This window comes from Pseudomonas extremorientalis (genome assembly GCF_001870465.1).
Taxonomy (GTDB): domain Bacteria; phylum Pseudomonadota; class Gammaproteobacteria; order Pseudomonadales; family Pseudomonadaceae; genus Aquipseudomonas; species Aquipseudomonas extremorientalis.
This window is the reverse complement of the sequence record NZ_MDGK01000055.1, coordinates 293143-308266: the sequence shown is the minus strand read 5'-3', so window position 1 is coordinate 308266 and position 15124 is coordinate 293143. Positions and strand designations below refer to the sequence as shown.

Sequence of the window (15124 nt, the reverse complement as noted above, 5' to 3'; positions counted from 1 at the left end):
CTTGTTCTTATTCGTCTGGAATCGGCTTACTGAATGCTGTAGCCACCGTCGATCACTACGTTTTCCCCGGTGATCATCCTGGCCGCGTCGCTGACCAGGTAGAGCACGAGGCCGGCGATTTCTTCCGGCTGGGCGAAGCGCCCCACCGGGATCTGCAATTTGGCCCGTTCGCCCAGTTCGCCCGCCCAGGCTTTCTTGCCCAGGGCGGTCTCGACGATGGTCGGAGACACGGCGTTGACGTTGATGCCGTGGGGCGCCCATTCCATCGCCAGCACCTTGGTCATGCCGACCACGGCGGCCTTGCTCGCGCAGTAGGCCACATGACGGTCCAGGCCGATGACGGCGGCCTGGGAGGCAAGGTTGACGATACGCCCGCCGCCTTGTTCGATCATGTAGCGGGCACAGGCCTGCGCCACGAAGAAACTGGCCTTGAGGTTGATGTCCAGGGTGGTGTCCCAGGCGTTTTCATTCACGTCCAGGGCTTTGTCGAGCAGCGCGACCCCCGCGCTGTTGACCAGGTAATCGATGCGCCCGAGCCCGGCAGCGGCCTGGTCGACGGCGGCCTGCAGCGAATCGAGCTGGCGCAGGTCAGCCACCAGCCCCACATGACCCGCGCCGAGGCTGGCAGCCACTTCGACCACCGCGGGGTCACGGTCCAGCAACGCCACCCGGGCGCCGCGCTCCACCAGCAACTGGGCACAGGCCAGGCCGATACCGGCGGCGCCCCCGGTGATCACGGCGCAACGGCCGGTGAGGTCGAACGCCTGGTTCCAGAAATTGGACATTGCACACACTCCACTTAGCGTTTTTTCTTGCGCCAGACATCAATCAACACCGCAAGCACGATGATCAATCCCTTGGCCACTTGTTGGTAATACGACGACACCCCGAGCAGGTTCAAACCGTTGTTGATCACACCGATCAGCAGCGCGCCAAACAACGTGCCGACAATGCTGCCGGTGCCACCCGACAGGCTGGTGCCGCCGATCACCACCGCCGCAATCGCATCCAGCTCATAAGACACGCCCGCCTGGGGCAGGGCCGAGGTGGTGCGCGCCGCCAGCACCACCCCGGCCAACCCCGCCAGCAGGCCGGAAATCACATACACCGAGAACGTGACCTTGCGCACGCCGATGCCGGAGGTGCGCGCGCTTTTTTCGTTGCCGCCCACGGCGTACACGTAGCGCCCGTAGGTGGTGTAGCGCAGCACCATCCAGAAGATCAGCGCGACCACCGCAAAGATAATGATCGGCACGCCAATAGGGCCTAGCTTGCCGATGCCCATGGCGAGGAAGCTGTCCGGCAGGTCGGTGACCGGGCTGCCGTCGTTGAGAATAAAGGTCATGCCCCGCGCCACGCTGAGCATGCCGAGGGTGGCGACAAAGGGCGGGATGCTCAGGTTGGCTACCATGAAACCGTTGACCATGCCGAGCATGGCCCCGGCAAACATCCCCGCACTCACCGCCGCCAGCAGGCCATAACCCTGGGTGGCGACCAGCGCGCTGCACAAGCCGGCGAAGGCCAGGATCGAGCCCACCGACAGGTCGATGCCCTTGGTGAGGATCACGTAGGTCATGCCCACGGCCAGGATGCCGTTAATGGAGGTCTGGCGCAGGATGTCCATCCAGTTGCGCCAGGTCATGAAGTATTCGCTGGAAAACGCCATCACCAGGCACAGCAGGATAAACACCAGCGGCAGGCCGAAGCGGTCGAGGGACAAGCGCAGGCGGTTGCGCGGCGCGGCAGTGACGGGTGCGGCGAGGACTTTACTGTTCATGAGGCAAGACTCAACAAGGCTTCCTGGGAAAGGGCGGTGTCGCTGCTGACGGTCACCAGGCGGCCGCCCTTGAACACTGCGATGCGGTCACTCAGGTGCAGCAGTTCCGGCGCCTCGGACGAGACCACGATGGCAGCACCGCCGGCGCGCACGAATTCGTCGAGCAGGTGATAGATCTCCTGCTTGGCGCCTTCGTCGATGCCGCGCGTGGGTTCGTCGCACAGCAGGCAGATCGGCTGGGTCGACAGGCATTTGGCGAGCACCACTTTCTGCTGGTTGCCGCCGCTCATGGATTCCACCGGCAGGTCCAGGGAGGAGATCTTGATCTGCAGGCGCTTGACCATGCTCTGCGCCAGGGCCTGTTCCTTGCGCGCATTGATCACCGACCAGCTCGACAATTGCTTGTAGGCCGACAGCGCGATGTTGGCGAGGATGCTGGCGCTGAGCACCAGGCCGCTGTCCTTGCGGTCTTCGGTGACCAGGGACATGCCGGCGCGGATGGTCGCCGCCGGGGTGCCGGTGGGCAGGGGCTGGCCTTGCAGGGTGGCGCTGCCGGCGTCCGGCAGGGTCAGGCCATACAGGCAGTTGAGGAATTCGCTGCGGCCCGAACCCATCAGCCCATAGATGCCGAGGATTTCACCCTGGCGCAGTTGCAGGCTGATGTCCTGGAACTCGCCGTCACGGCTCAGGCCATTGACATCCAGGCACGTGGCGGCGGCGCATTCGCGGCCGACTTTATGGTCGATGCGCTGCAACTCCTGGCCGACGATGCCGCGCACCAGGTGGGCGCGGTCGATATCGGCCATGCGCCCGCTTTCCACAAAGGCGCCGTCGCGGAAGATGCTGTAGTCATCGGCAATCTGCGCCAGTTCACTCAGGCGGTGCGACACATAGATGATCCCGGCGCCACGGGCGGTCAGGCGGCGGATCGCCTTGAACAGGGTTTGCGCTTCGTGTTCGCCGATGGCCGAGGTGGGTTCGTCCATGATCATCACCTGGCAGTCATGGCTGAACGCCTTGGCGATCTCCACCAGTTGGATCTGCGCCACGCTCAGGCGATGCATGGGGCTGGTGGCGTCCACGTCGAACTCCAGGCTTTGCAGCAGTTCGCGGGTGCGTCGGTTCAGTTCCTTGCTGTCGACGATACAGCCGGCGCGGCGTGGCTCGCGGCCCAGCCAGATATTTTCGGCGACGGTCATGTAGGGGATGGGTTCCAGCTCCTGGGTGATCATCGCCACCCCGGCGGCGAGGGCTGCGCTGGGGCGGTCGAACTGCACCGGCTGGCCGTTGAGCAGGATGCTGCCGGCGTCACGCTGGGTGATGCCCATCAAGATGCTGAGGAAGGTGGATTTGCCGGCGCCATTGCCGCCGCACAGTGCGTGCACGCTGCCGGCCCGCAGGGAGAGGCGCCCGTCGCGCAGGGCAGGGACCCCGGCGTAGGCCTTGGAAACTTGTTCAGCGTGAAGCAGTAATGGCGGGGCCATCGGTGTGTCCTCTTGCTGATTTTCTTATTAGGTAGGCTTAGCCAACAGCCTGATCATATGATCGGATAGTGATCATATGTTTAAACTGCTCGGGCCGGCTTTGTCAATGGTTTGGCGCAGTGTTCGCACATGCTTTTATCGTTTTAGCGGCACTTCGCCTTGAAATAAGCCTTGACAGCGGTGGGCTGATCGTCCGCTAATGATTGTGCATAATTTCAGTTAGTGATCATTTGATCGGTCTGATAGAGAGGCAGTAATGGGTGCACAAACGATGTTTTCGGTGGCCATCGGATGCGACGAGGCAGGCTTTGAGCTCAAGGAAATGCTCAAGCGTTTTATCGAAAGCCTGGGGTATGAGGTCGAGGACTTTGGCTGCCATTCGTCCAGCCCGGTGCTGTACCCGGACATCGCAGCAGCCGTAGCCACGGCGGTGGGCGCGGGTGAGCAGCGCCTGGGTGTGTTGATCTGCGGCACCGGCATCGGCATGGCGATTTCCGCCAACAAGATCAAGGGTGTGCGGGCCGCCCAGGCCCACGATACCTATTCGGCCGAGCGCGCACGCAAGAGCAACGATGCGCAGATCCTGTCCATCGGTGCGCGGGTGATCGGGCCCGAGCTGGCCAAGAGCATCGTCAAAGTGTTCCTGGAATCGGAGTTCGAAGCAGAGCGCTCCGGGAGGAAAGTCGAGCGCATCACTGCGCTCGAACGGGCGAACAGGGCGTTGCCATCAGACGACTGAGTCGCCTCAGAACACCGCCTTGACCTGCAGGCCCAGCACCAGGGCGTTATCGATGTTGTCACCGGAAAACGCACCCGGCTCGATGATGTATTGCACATCCGGGCGCAGGGTCAGCCAGGGGGTGGCCTGGTAGCCGTAGCTGAGTTCGATCAGTTGTTCGGCATTGTTCAGGTCGGGATAGTCGGTCCCGGCTTTGAAGGCGGCCAGTTCCTGTACCTCGCGGCTGCGCGGGTTCGGCACGGCGCGACCATAACCCAGGGCCAGGGTGTCACGCGGCCGGCCTTCGAACGGCTTGTACAGCACCACGCCTGCGCCGTACCACTTGCTGAACGGCGAGGCCGCTTCGCTGGCGGCGGAATACTGGCCGAAGGCGTGCAGCACACGGCCGGCGGATGAGTCCGAGGCCCACACTGCCTGGTCGATCAGCAGGTAGTGACCACCGCGGCCGCTGACCTCCCTGGTGCTGCCGATGCGTTTCACGTCGGAGCTGTCGTAGTAATAGCCCAGCTTGTATTCGCCCGGCAGGCTGCCGGCGTGTTTGTAGATCAATTCGATGGGCACCACGGTGCCAGTGGTGTGCTTGGGGTCCAGGCGCCAGGCGCGGCTGGAGTTGCCGTTGCTTTGCGGGTCGACGTTGAAGGCGGCAACGCGCAATTGCCAGGCCGGCGAGAAGTCATATTTCACCCGCGCACCCAGTCGTGCATTCGGGTAGTTGGTCCAGCCGCTGCCGCCGGACATGTTCAGCGGGTGCCCGCAGAACCCGGCGTTCATGAAGTTGCACAAGATCCCGCTGTCGAGGCCGCCGAGGTCATTGCCCATGGCCATGTAGCCGAGCTTGACGTTCAGCGCCGGGGTGAACAGCGTGCGTTCGTAGCTCAACTCGGTGAGGCGGGTGTAGAGACCGCCATAGTTTTCCTGGATCGGCAGGCGGTTGCCCACCAGGTCCTCGGACGCACTGTTGCCGCGCCGGTCATTGATCGTGAGCTGGATGCGGTCGCCATTGTTCAAGCCGTAGAGCTTGCCCAGGTCGAACTGCACGCCGAGCTTGAGGTTCTGCGAGTAGCGCGCCGAGCGGTGCTGGCCGCCGTGGGCGTTGTAGGCGGTCTCGCCGCTGTAGTCGCCGGTGAAGCGGATGCCCTGTGCGTCGAGTTCACGGCGCAGGCCGCCCCAGTCGCCGGTCAGGGTGGTGTCATCGGCTTGTACGGGCAGGGCGGCACCCAGGGCGAGGCCCAGCAACAGGCGCCCAAGGGCAATATGAGAAGTGGGGGTCATGCGGGTTTTTCCAGGCACAAGGCGCGGCGCCGGGGAGGCGCCGCGCGAACAGGGGGGTTAAGGCAGGGCGTAGGCGATCACGTAGTCGCCACGGTCAGTGGACTGGCGTGCGCCACCGGCGGTGATGACGATGTACTGTTTGCCGGTTTTCGGCGATACGTAGGTCATCGGGCCGCCCTGGCTGCCGACGGGCAGGCGGGCCTTCCAGATTTCCTCGCCATTGCCGCTGTTGAAGGCGCGCAGGTAGAAGTCCTGGGTGCCGGCGATAAAGATCAGGCCGCCCTGGGTCGACAGGGTGCCGCCGAGGGTCGGCAGGCCGATCTTGATCGGCAGGTGCATGCGGATGCCCAGGGGGCCGGTGTCCTCGACGGTGCCGACCGGTACTTGCCAGGCGACTTTCTGGGTCTTCATGTTGATCGCAGTCAGGGTGCCGAACGGCGGCGCCTGGCACGGAATACCGGCCACCGACAGGAAGCGGTTTTTGTTCACCGCATACGGCGTGCCCTTGAGTGGCACGGCGCCCATGCCGGTATTCAGCGCTTCGCCACCCGACGCGGCCTGGGCCTTGTTCTGCGAGGGTATCATCTGGATCCACAGGCCCAGGCGCATGTCGTTGACGAAGATAAAACCGTGCACCGGGTCGGTGGAGATGCTGCCCCAGTTCATGCCACCCAGCGAGCCCGGGAAACTCAGGGATTTATCGGTGCCCGGCGCGGTGTACAGGCCGTCGTAGCGCATGCCCTTGAAGTCGATGCGGCACAGCAACTGGTCAAACGGTGTGGCGCCCCACATGTCCGATTCGGTCAGGGTCTGCGCGCCGATCTGTGGCATGCCGACCGATTTTGGCTGGGTGGGCGAGTAGGGTTCGTCAGGGATGTTTGCGGCCTTGACCGGCACTTCCTTCACCTCGGTCAGCGGCTTGCCGGTGGCACGGTCGAGCACGTAGATCTGCCCGGCCTTGGTGCCGATCACCAGCGCAGGCACAGCCTTGTCGCTGCCCGGCGGGGTGAAGTCGATCAGGCTCGGCTGCATCGGCAGGTCGAAGTCCCACAGGTCATTGTGGACGGTCTGGTACACCCATTTTTCCGCGCCGGTGGAGGCGTCCAGTGCCAGTACCGACGCGCCGTATTTGTGGTTGAGCTGGGTGCGTTCCACACCGTAGATGTCGGTGGACGAGCTGCCCATCGGCAAGAATACGGTGTTCATCAGCGGGTCATAGGACATTGGCGCCCAGCTGTTCGGCGTGCTGCGCACGTAGGTGCTACCGTCGGCCGGGGCTTTTTTGTCTTCCGGGTTGCCCGGGTCGAACGCCCAGCGCATCTGGCCGGTGATTACGTCGAAGCCACGGATCACGCCGCCGGGCATGTCGGTCTGCACGTTGTCGGCCACGCGGCCGCCGACCACCACGGTAGTGCCGGCGATCAGCGGTGCCGAGGACAGTTGGTAGTAGCTGTCCGGCACGTTGCCCAGGCCGGCTTTCAAATCCACCTGGCCGTGGGTGCCGAAGTCTTCGCAGAACTGGCCGGTGTCGGCGTCCACGGCGATCAGGCGTGCATCGATGGTGTTGGTCAGCAAGCGGCGCTGGCACTGCGCACCGGCGGGCACGCTGGCGGCGATGATCGGTGAGCTGTTCGGTTGGGTCGGCTGGGTAATCGGCGCAGTGGCGTCGAAGTAGGCCATGCCACGGCAACGCTGCCACACCGCCGATTTGGCGTTGATCTCGTTCTTCCACAGCTCTTTGCCGGTGTCGGCGTCGAGGGCGATCAGGTTGTTGTGCGGCGTGCAGATGAACACTTTGTTGCCGATCTGCAGCGGGGTGAGCTGGTCTTCGGCACCGTTGCCGTCGCTGAGAGCGACGTCACCGGTGTGGTAGGTCCAGGCCACTTTGAGCTTATTGATATTGTCGCGATTGATTTGGTCCAGCGCGGCGAAGCGGCTGCCGCCTTCGGTGTTGCCGTAGTGCGCCCAGTCTTTCTGTGCGTCGGCTGCGGCCACCGGCGTGATGCCTGGGCCAGTGCCGGTGGGTGCCACGCTCGGGTGGGCGACAAACATGTTGCCCGCCGCCACGGCCACGCCCACCGCCAATACCGCCGCCACGCCATAGGCGCCACGTGCAGGCCGGTTGACCAGCAGCGGGTACACCAGCGCTACCACCAGGCCGATCACCGTAAACATGAACAGGCGGGAGAACAACGGCCAGAACACCAGCCCCACATCCGCCACCGCCCAGAGAGCCGTGCCGACCAGGAAGGCCGCGAACAGCCACGCGCCCGCCGGCTTGCGTCGGGCAATCAGCAAGCCGGACACGGCCATGGCCGCACCGCCGATCAAGAAGTACCAGGAGCCTCCCAGGCTCACCAGTTTGCCGCCGCCGATGGCCAGCGCGAGGCCGAGCAGGGCGATGATAACGCCCAGGCCCAGCAGTAGGATTCTAGAGACGCCAGTGGCGCGCGATGCTCGTTTCATGTCGACAGGACTCGAATGTGAGAGGGCAAAGACGCGATTTTAGCAAGATAAGTAACTGGTTAGTACATTAGAGTCCTGCAATAGACTATTACAGGTGCTGCGATGATGGCATGTGGTCGAATGTCGCTTGAGGTGCGATGCGGCTCGCACCTGGCAGGCCGGCGTTTTAGTCGGATTTCTTGCCGCGCAGCTTTTTTTGCGGGGCCTCGGTGCTGGCAAGTGCGTCGCCGCCCAGGCTGCGGGTCAGTTCGACCGCCGCTTGCTGGAACAGCGGGTGCAGCGTCTGCGCCTGTTCGGCGGTCAGGCGGCTGGCGGGGCCGGACAGTACCAGTGCGCCGATCAGGTTTTCCCCTGGACCGAAGATGGGCAGGGCCATGGACGAGGCATGGGGGTCGGTGGCGCCATGGGAGAAAATCGGTTTGATCATTTTCGCGGCCAGCGCATAGGGTGTACGCAACGCCTCGGCTCCGGCGGCGCCGTCCATGGGGCGAGTGTCCCCGGGTTGCAGGTGCAGGCGCAGATGGTGAGGGGAGTTCACGCGGTACAGGCACATCCGATAAGCGCCGTGGCGTACGTAGAAGGAAGCGGTTTCGCCGGTTTCCTGAGTCAGGCGGTGCAGCAGCGGAGTGATGTGGCGTTCAAGATCGAGGCCGTCCTGGTACACTGTGTTCAAGCGCATGATTTCGGTGGCCAGCTGATAGCGACCATCGGCCAGGCGGGTGATCAGGCCGTGATTCTCAAGCGAAACCATCAAACGCATGATGGTGCTTTTGATCAGTCCGGTGCGTGCGGCGAGTTCGGCCAGTTCCAGGGCGGTATCCCCCATGCGGAAGGCAGTCAGCACGGTGAGCACCCGATCAGCCGAGGCCACCCCAGTGACTGCGGGGCGTGGGCGGGTTTTTACCATGGGTTGCTCCTTGTGAGGGGGTGGGCGGGTAGGCTGCAAAATACTGCCATTGGTCGGCGCGGTCAAAGCGGTGGGGAGAAGGGCAGTCGAATCATCGTGCTGCCCCTCCCGCTTTTTCAGGTCGCGTTGGCAGGTTTATTGAGTTGCGCCGTTTCGCTCATCTGCTTGCGCCCCATCAGCAACACCATGATCGCACCAGCGGCACACAGCGCCGCCAGCGGCAGCAATGCAAGGGCGTAGCTGCCTGTAGCGTGATGAATGGTTCCATACACGTTGACCATGATGCCGCCGCCTATCAGGTTGGCCATCGCGCCTACGGCGGCCAAGCCAGCGGCTGCGGTGGAGGATGAAAGCCAGGTCGAGACCAGCGCCCAGAACGGTCCTTTCATGGAGTACGCACCGATCAGCACCATTGACAGCATGAACACCGTGGCGACCAGCGAAGAGGTCACCAGCGCCAGCAGCAACCCGCCGGTGATCAGCAACAGGGTGAGTGCGGTATGCCAGCGGCGTTCACCGGTCTTGTCGGAGCTGCGGCCCCACACAATCATCAGAATGGACGCGAGCCCGTAGGGGATGGCGTTGACCATGCCGATTTCCAGGTTGTCCAGGCCAAACGTCTTGAGCAGTTGCGGCGCCCATACACTCATTGTGCTGCCGGCCGCCGATGCGCCGGAATAGATCAGTGCCAGCACCCAGATGTGCTTGTGGCGCAGCAGTTTCCACAGGGAGATATGCCCGATGGCGGTCTTGCGGTTGCGCTCTTCGTCGAGGCGGCCAGTGAGCCAGTGGCGCTGCTCGTGGTTCAGCCATTTGGCTTGTTCCGGGCGATCAGTCAGCACGAACAGGCAGGCGATGCCCAGCAGTACAGCGGGAATGCCTTCGATGATGAACAGCCAGTGCCAGCCACGCATGCCGAACCAGCCGTCCAGGCTCAACAACAAGCCGGACAGTGGTGAGCCGATGAAGTTGGCGCCGGGAATCGCCACCATGAAAATCGCGACCATGCGCCCACGGTATGCCGCTGGCAGCCAGTAAGTGAGGTACAGCAGCACGCCCGGGAAGAATCCTGCCTCGGCCGCGCCCAGCAGGAAGCGCATCACATACAGCGAGTTGGCGCCGGTAACAAACGCTGTGCCGGCGGAAATCAGGCCCCAGGTAACCATGATCCGCGCAATCCACACCCGTGCGCCGAAGCGCTGCAAGGCCAGGTTGCTCGGCACTTCCATCAGGAAGTACGAGACAAAGAACAGGCTGCTGGCAAAGCCGAAGATCGCCGGGGTCAGCCCCAGGTCCTGGTTCATTTGCAGCGAGGCCATGCCGATGTTGCCGCGGTCGATGATCGCCAGCAGGTAGCAAAGGATCAGGAACGGCAGCAGTCGCCACGCCACCTTGCGCATGGTTGAGCGCTCGATGGCGCTGATGTCGGTAGAACTGATAGGCATGACTCTCTCCCGTATTGTTTTTTTTGGAGATGCGTGATGAGCCCGCATGTAACCGGCGGGAGATGTCAGTGTGCGTAGAGGTGGCGGTTGACCACAGCACGCGGCGGCGGCGCGATGCCGTCCCAGAAATCGATGATTTGTTGCAGGGCCAGCAGGCCCACTCGGTCCCGCGCTTCGGCGGTATTGGCCCCCACATGCGGTGTGGCTACCAGGGTAGGCAGGCCCCATAGCGCCGAATCGGCGGGAGGGGGTTCGGGGTTGAACGTGTCGAGTCCGGCGCCGGCAATCTGCCCGGTGCTCAGGGCGTGGACCAAGGCTTCGGTGTCGATCAGTTCACCGCGCGCCGTATTGATCAGGAGGCTGCCGGGGCGCATGCGCTTGAACTGCGCCGCGCCAAACAGGTTGCGGTTATGTTCGGTCAGTGGGCAATGCAGGCTGATGATATCGCAGCTTGTCAGCAGGTCATCAATGTCGTCGACGCGCTCCACATTCGGCAGTTCCGGCAAGTACGGGTCGAACACCTTGATGGTCATGCGCAGCGGCGCCACCAGTTCCATCAGGATTCGTCCGATGCTTCCCAGGCCCACCAGGCCCAGGGTCTTGCCGGACAGTTCGATGCCCACTGAAGTGGCTTTGTCCCAATGCCCGTCACGCATCCGTGCGTCGAGCAGGGCGGTCTGGCGCGCCACGCTGAACATCAATGCCAAGGCGTGTTCGGCCACCGATTGCGCGTTGGCGCCCAGGGCGATAGTTACCGGGATCTGGCGTTCGGCGGCGGCGGCGATGTCGATGCTGTCGTAGCCGACGCCGTGCTTGGCGATGATCTTCAGTGCGGCCGATGCGTTGATCATCTCCCGGGTCAGTTGGCCCTGGCGCACGATGATTGCGTCCGGTTGTTCGCGGGCAATGATCGCGATGAGTTCATCGGCCGGTGCGTAGGGGGTGGTAGGGATGACGCGCACGCCGTGGGAGGCGGCGTGGGTCATGGCGTCGGCGGTCAATTCCGGGCCGGTCAGCAGGAGGGTTCGGGTCATTTCTGTGCACCTTGGTGTTTTTGTCGGTGTGCGGTAGTGACTGGAAATTATCATAATGAAACGGCGTTGCAATAAATAATTTTTTTATCGTCGCTTCAAAGTCGGCCAAATACAGTACCCAACCTTGCCAGATAGGGTTTTGTGCTGGTTTTTCAGGAGTTGTACCGCTGGTCATTTGATGCCTGGATTGGGCTTGAGTCTTGTTGATTTGAATTTGTGGTGTTAATTTCGAAATGGTGTTTCAAAATAAACAAAAATCATCAGAGGAATACCCCATGTCCATCGGATTCAGAGTGCTCAAGCAGCAACGCAAGGTCGCCGTTGAGTGGGTCGAGCGTTACCGGAGCGTGCCTGTCGCCAATATCAGCGACTCCATGCACCGCCTTACCGCCGGCGGCGCAAGCCTGCAACCGATGCATCGCACGGGCGTATTGGTCGGGCCGGCGCTCACCGTAAAGGCGCGGCCGGGGGATAACCTGATGCTGCATCACGCGCTGGACATCGCCGAGCCCGGCGACGTGATCGTGGTGGATGCCGGCGGTGACCTGAGTAATGCGCTGATTGGCGAGATGATGGTGGCGTACGCGATCAAGAAAGGTGTGGCGGGTATTGTGATCAACGGCGCGATTCGCGACGCAGCCAGCATCGGCACCGGGGATTTCCCGGTGTTCGCCGCCGGTATCACCCATCGCGGCCCTTACAAGGACGGACCTGGCGAGGTGAATGTGCCGATTGCCCTGGCCGGTATGGTGATCGAACCCGGCGATCTGGTGATCGGTGATGAAGATGGATTGCTCTGCGTGCCGTTTGAGCAGGTCGGTGAGGTGTATGATCGCGCCAGTGCCAAACATGCCGCCGAACAGAAGCAGTTGGAACAGATTGCACTGGGCGAAAACGACCGCTCCTGGGTCCTTGAATCCCTGAAACAAAAGGGCTGTGAGTTTATTTGAATCCTGCGTCTACCTCCCGATGGCCCACGCCCATCCGCGCGCTGCGCCATCGCAATTTCCAGATCTACTTTGTCGGTCAGGGTCTCTCGACCCTGGGCAAGTGGGTGCAACAGGTCGCGCTGTCATGGCTGGCCTACCACCTGACGGGCTCGGCCGTACTGCTGGGGGCCATTGCGTTTTTGACGCTGTTGCCGCAGCTGTTGGTCGGGCCGCTGGCGGGCGCCTGGTCCGACCGCCACGACAAGCGTCGCCTGTTGATGGCGGTGCAGGCCGCCCTGGCCCTGCAATCGCTGGCCCTGGCCGTGCTGACCTGGCAGCAGTGGATGGGCCGTGAGGTGATCATCGCCATGGCGCTTCTGCTGGGTTTGCTCAACGCCCTGGAAACGCCTCTGCGCCAGGCCTTGATCGCCAGCTTCGTCGATGACCCCAACGACCTGCCCAATGCCCTCGTGCTCAATGCAATGCTGATCAACGCCGCGCGCTTTATCGGCCCACCGCTGGCCGGTTTGCTGATCAACTGGAGCGGTGAGGCCGGTTGCTTCCTTCTCACCGCTATCGCCTTCGGTATGTTGCTGATCGGGCTGGGCAAGGTGCAGAGTCGTGCGCCCGTGCGGGCAAAGGGGTCGACCGGGGAGATTTTCCGCGAAGGCCTGCGCTACCTGTGGGGCACACTGTCCATCCGGCGCTTGCTGATCAGTGTGGTGATGGTGAATCTGCTCGCCTCCTGCTACACGGTGCTGCTGCCGATTCTGGCCAAGCACACGTTCAGCGGCGACGCGCAGACTCTGGGCTGGCTATGGGGCGCTGCGGGCGCGGGGGCTTTTGTGGCCACGATCTTTCTCGCTTTCGCTGGCAGCACCTCGCGATTGGGCCGCATCATCGCCATGGGCGCGGTGGTCTGTGCGGTTTCGTTATGCGCGGTGGCGGCCGACCCACCGCTGTGGCTCACGCTGGTTGCGCTGGCGGGGTTGGGCTTTGGCATCACGGCGAGCAATGTCAGCAGCAACATGACTCTACAAAGCGCCGCGCCCGAAGCGTTGCGGGGCAGGGTGATCGCGTTCTATATCGCCATGCGCTTCGGCTTTGAAGCCATCGGCGGGTTACTTGCAGGCTTGTTGGCGGCGGCGCTGAGTGTGCAATGGACACTGCTGCTGGCGGGCGGTTTACTGGGGCTTTATCAGTTGGCGAGTTGGCGGATCAGCCGCGCGCGCGGGTGAGAACACCCCCACACGGCCCACGGCTTGACCCGGCATGCTAGCTCGGTTGCCGTTCCAGAAATGCCGCCACACAGGCCATGCACGCTTCTCGTTCTTCCACGTGGGGCATATGACTGGACGCCTCGAATATCTGCCACTGCACGTTGGCGATTCCGTCGGCGAATGGCTGCACCGTTGCGGGGGTGGCTTCATCGTAGCGACCGGAAATCAACAGCGTCGGCACCTGGATGCGAGGCAAGCGATCAATGATCGTCCAATCGCGCATGCTGCCGATCACGTGGAATTCGGTGGGGCCGTTCATGGCGTGGTAGACCGTGGGGTCCGCATCGATGGCAGCGAAGGTGCGCGCCACTTCGGCGGGCATCGGCTGGATGCGGCATACATGGCGCGCATAGAACACGTCCGATGCTGCGCGGTACTCGGCGCTGGAGGTGGTGCCTGCTGCTTCGTGGCGTTGCAGCGTTGCCTGCACATCCGCAGGGAGTGCCTGGCGTAGCTCATTCGCGGCCTCGGACCACAGCGCCATGGACGCCGGCGAGTTGGCGATGATCAGTGCCTTGAGGCCGACCGGCTGGCGTACCGCATGCTCGGCCCCCAGAATGCCGCCCCAGGATTGGCCGAGCAGCGCGTAATCACGGATACCCAGATGAGCGATCAGGTTGTTCAGTTCGGCGAGAAACAGGTCCACCACCCAGTATTCGCGGGGCGCATCCGGCAGATGGGTCGAGCGGCCATTGCCGATCTGGTCGTAGTGCACCACCGCCCGACCGGTGGCGGCCAGGTCCTTGAAACTGTCGACGTAGTCGTGGGTGCAACCGGGGCCGCCGTGGGCAACGATCAGGGGCAGGCGCCCCGAGTCCGGATCGCCCGTGACCCGGAACCATGTCCGGTGCCCACGGAACTCGGCATAACCTTCGCGAACCTGCATGCTGTGTACCTCCTGGGGATCAATGAGGTACAGGCTAGTCAAAGCGTGCCGTCAGGGGCACTGGCAAAAGTTATAGGTTCTCAGATCTCCACCAGCCGGTAATGCAGGCCACGGACCACCGCTTCCACGCGGTTGCGCGCGCCCAGTTTGCGCGCGGCACCCACCAGGTGCAGGTTGACCGTGGCCTGGGACCGGTTGAGGGTGGCGGCGATGCCCTTGGCCGTAAGCCCCTTGGCCGAATGTTGCAGGCACTCGCGTTCGCGGCGGGTGAGGTGGATGTGGGTGCAGCAGCGTTCGGCCGGCGCCAGCAACTCGCTGGCTCTGGACTGGAAGGCATGGGCCAGTACCAGCATCTCGCCCAGGTTGTGCTGGGCTTGTCGTTCGGCGCCGTCGGGCGTGCCGTCGACAATGGCGGTCAGTGTGGCAAAGCCGCCATCGGGCAAGTGCAGCGGCACGGTCAGTCCGGTGCTCAAGCCATAGTCGCGAATGTAGTGAGCCACCGGGCGATGGGCGTCGGTGAGGGCGCCGTTCCAGTGCGTGTCCGCGCTGAATGACCAGACAAATGGCGTGGTCCGGCGGGCTGCGCATTGCTGCACCGGGTCGATCTGGTAATAGCCGCGCTCACACCACAACGTGTGCATGTCGGTCGGGGCATTCAGGGTCTTGAACACCGACGGTGTGATCAGCGCCCCCTCGTGGCTCACCGGCACGGGGGCGTAATCGTAGATCAGCGTCTTGAAACCCAGTTGGTCGGTGGCGGCCTGAACCTCGGCCAGGCACGCGTCCAGCGTCGTGGTGTGGGCGAGTTGCTCGCTGAATCGCATCAGGTCGGTGTGCATGGCGCCTCCGGGCGTTGGGTTGCGCGGTTTTCCAAGCAAACAATCTGCCAAGGCCAAAACCTAGTA

Annotated in this window: 13 protein-coding genes; 3 read left to right on the top strand and 10 right to left on the bottom strand. The window is 63.2% G+C overall.

All coding sequences use genetic code 11. The features are described from left to right. Positions 1-26: 26 nt before the first annotated feature. The 3 genes from BFN10_RS22355 to BFN10_RS22345 are packed head-to-tail and all read right to left on the bottom strand — an operon-like array spanning position 27 to position 3261. Positions 27-785, bottom strand: a complete 759-nt coding sequence (locus tag BFN10_RS22355) for an SDR family oxidoreductase (RefSeq protein WP_071491480.1) — start codon at positions 783-785, stop codon at positions 27-29. Between the two features lie 14 nt (positions 786-799). Continuing rightward, positions 800-1777, bottom strand: a complete 978-nt coding sequence (locus BFN10_RS22350; protein WP_071491479.1) for an ABC transporter permease — start codon at positions 1775-1777, stop codon at positions 800-802. Next, complete coding sequence (locus tag BFN10_RS22345; protein ID WP_071491478.1) at positions 1774-3261, bottom strand: sugar ABC transporter ATP-binding protein; 1488 nt, start codon at positions 3259-3261, stop codon at positions 1774-1776. Before BFN10_RS22345 ends, BFN10_RS22350 begins: the two co-directional genes overlap by 4 nt. 256 nt (positions 3262-3517) lie before the next feature. Here BFN10_RS22345 and rpiB point away from each other — a divergent pair, with 256 nt between their 5' ends. After that, on the top strand, positions 3518-4000 hold the full coding sequence (gene rpiB, locus BFN10_RS22340) for a ribose 5-phosphate isomerase B (protein WP_071491477.1): 483 nt from the start codon (positions 3518-3520) through the stop codon (positions 3998-4000). Between the two features lie 6 nt (positions 4001-4006). Here the strand turns inward: rpiB and BFN10_RS22335 are convergent, their stop codons facing one another. From BFN10_RS22335 to BFN10_RS22315, 5 genes are all read right to left on the bottom strand, one after another. Beyond that, positions 4007-5272: a carbohydrate porin gene (locus BFN10_RS22335; RefSeq protein ID WP_071491476.1), complete on the bottom strand. Its 1266-nt coding sequence runs from the start codon at positions 5270-5272 to the stop codon at positions 4007-4009. Between the two features lie 57 nt (positions 5273-5329). Beyond that, a complete protein-coding gene (locus BFN10_RS22330; protein WP_071491475.1) occupies positions 5330-7738 on the bottom strand; it encodes a glucose/quinate/shikimate family membrane-bound PQQ-dependent dehydrogenase in 2409 nt (802 codons plus the stop codon). Positions 7739-7904: 166 nt separating this feature from the next. Then, entirely contained in the window at positions 7905-8645 is a 741-nt protein-coding gene (locus tag BFN10_RS22325; protein ID WP_071491474.1) for an IclR family transcriptional regulator, read from the bottom strand. Positions 8646-8761: 116 nt separating this feature from the next. Continuing rightward, positions 8762-10090 carry an MFS transporter gene (locus BFN10_RS22320; RefSeq protein WP_071491473.1) on the bottom strand — a complete coding sequence of 443 codons (1329 nt, stop codon included), beginning with the start codon at positions 10088-10090 and terminating at the stop codon, positions 8762-8764. A 65-nt stretch (positions 10091-10155) separates the two neighbouring features. Further along, positions 10156-11124 carry a hydroxyacid dehydrogenase gene (locus tag BFN10_RS22315; RefSeq protein ID WP_071491472.1) on the bottom strand — a complete coding sequence of 323 codons (969 nt, stop codon included), beginning with the start codon at positions 11122-11124 and terminating at the stop codon, positions 10156-10158. A 275-nt stretch (positions 11125-11399) separates the two neighbouring features. Here BFN10_RS22315 and BFN10_RS22310 point away from each other — a divergent pair, with 275 nt between their 5' ends. After that, positions 11400-12074: an RraA family protein gene (locus tag BFN10_RS22310; RefSeq protein ID WP_071491471.1), complete on the top strand. Its 675-nt coding sequence runs from the start codon at positions 11400-11402 to the stop codon at positions 12072-12074. After that, entirely contained in the window at positions 12071-13291 is a 1221-nt protein-coding gene (locus tag BFN10_RS22305; protein WP_083351571.1) for an MFS transporter, read from the top strand. The genes BFN10_RS22310 and BFN10_RS22305 overlap by 4 nt, the downstream gene beginning before the upstream one ends. Positions 13292-13328: 37 nt before the next feature. On the opposite strand, the gene BFN10_RS22300 is transcribed toward BFN10_RS22305, so the two are convergent. Both BFN10_RS22300 and BFN10_RS22295 read right to left on the bottom strand, forming a co-directional pair. Beyond that, positions 13329-14219, bottom strand: coding sequence for a proline iminopeptidase-family hydrolase (locus BFN10_RS22300; RefSeq protein WP_071491470.1), 891 nt, complete (start codon positions 14217-14219; stop codon positions 13329-13331). 80 nt (positions 14220-14299) lie between these two features. Next, positions 14300-15058, bottom strand: coding sequence for a helix-turn-helix transcriptional regulator (locus BFN10_RS22295; protein ID WP_071491469.1), 759 nt, complete (start codon positions 15056-15058; stop codon positions 14300-14302). Positions 15059-15124 lie beyond the last annotated feature (66 nt).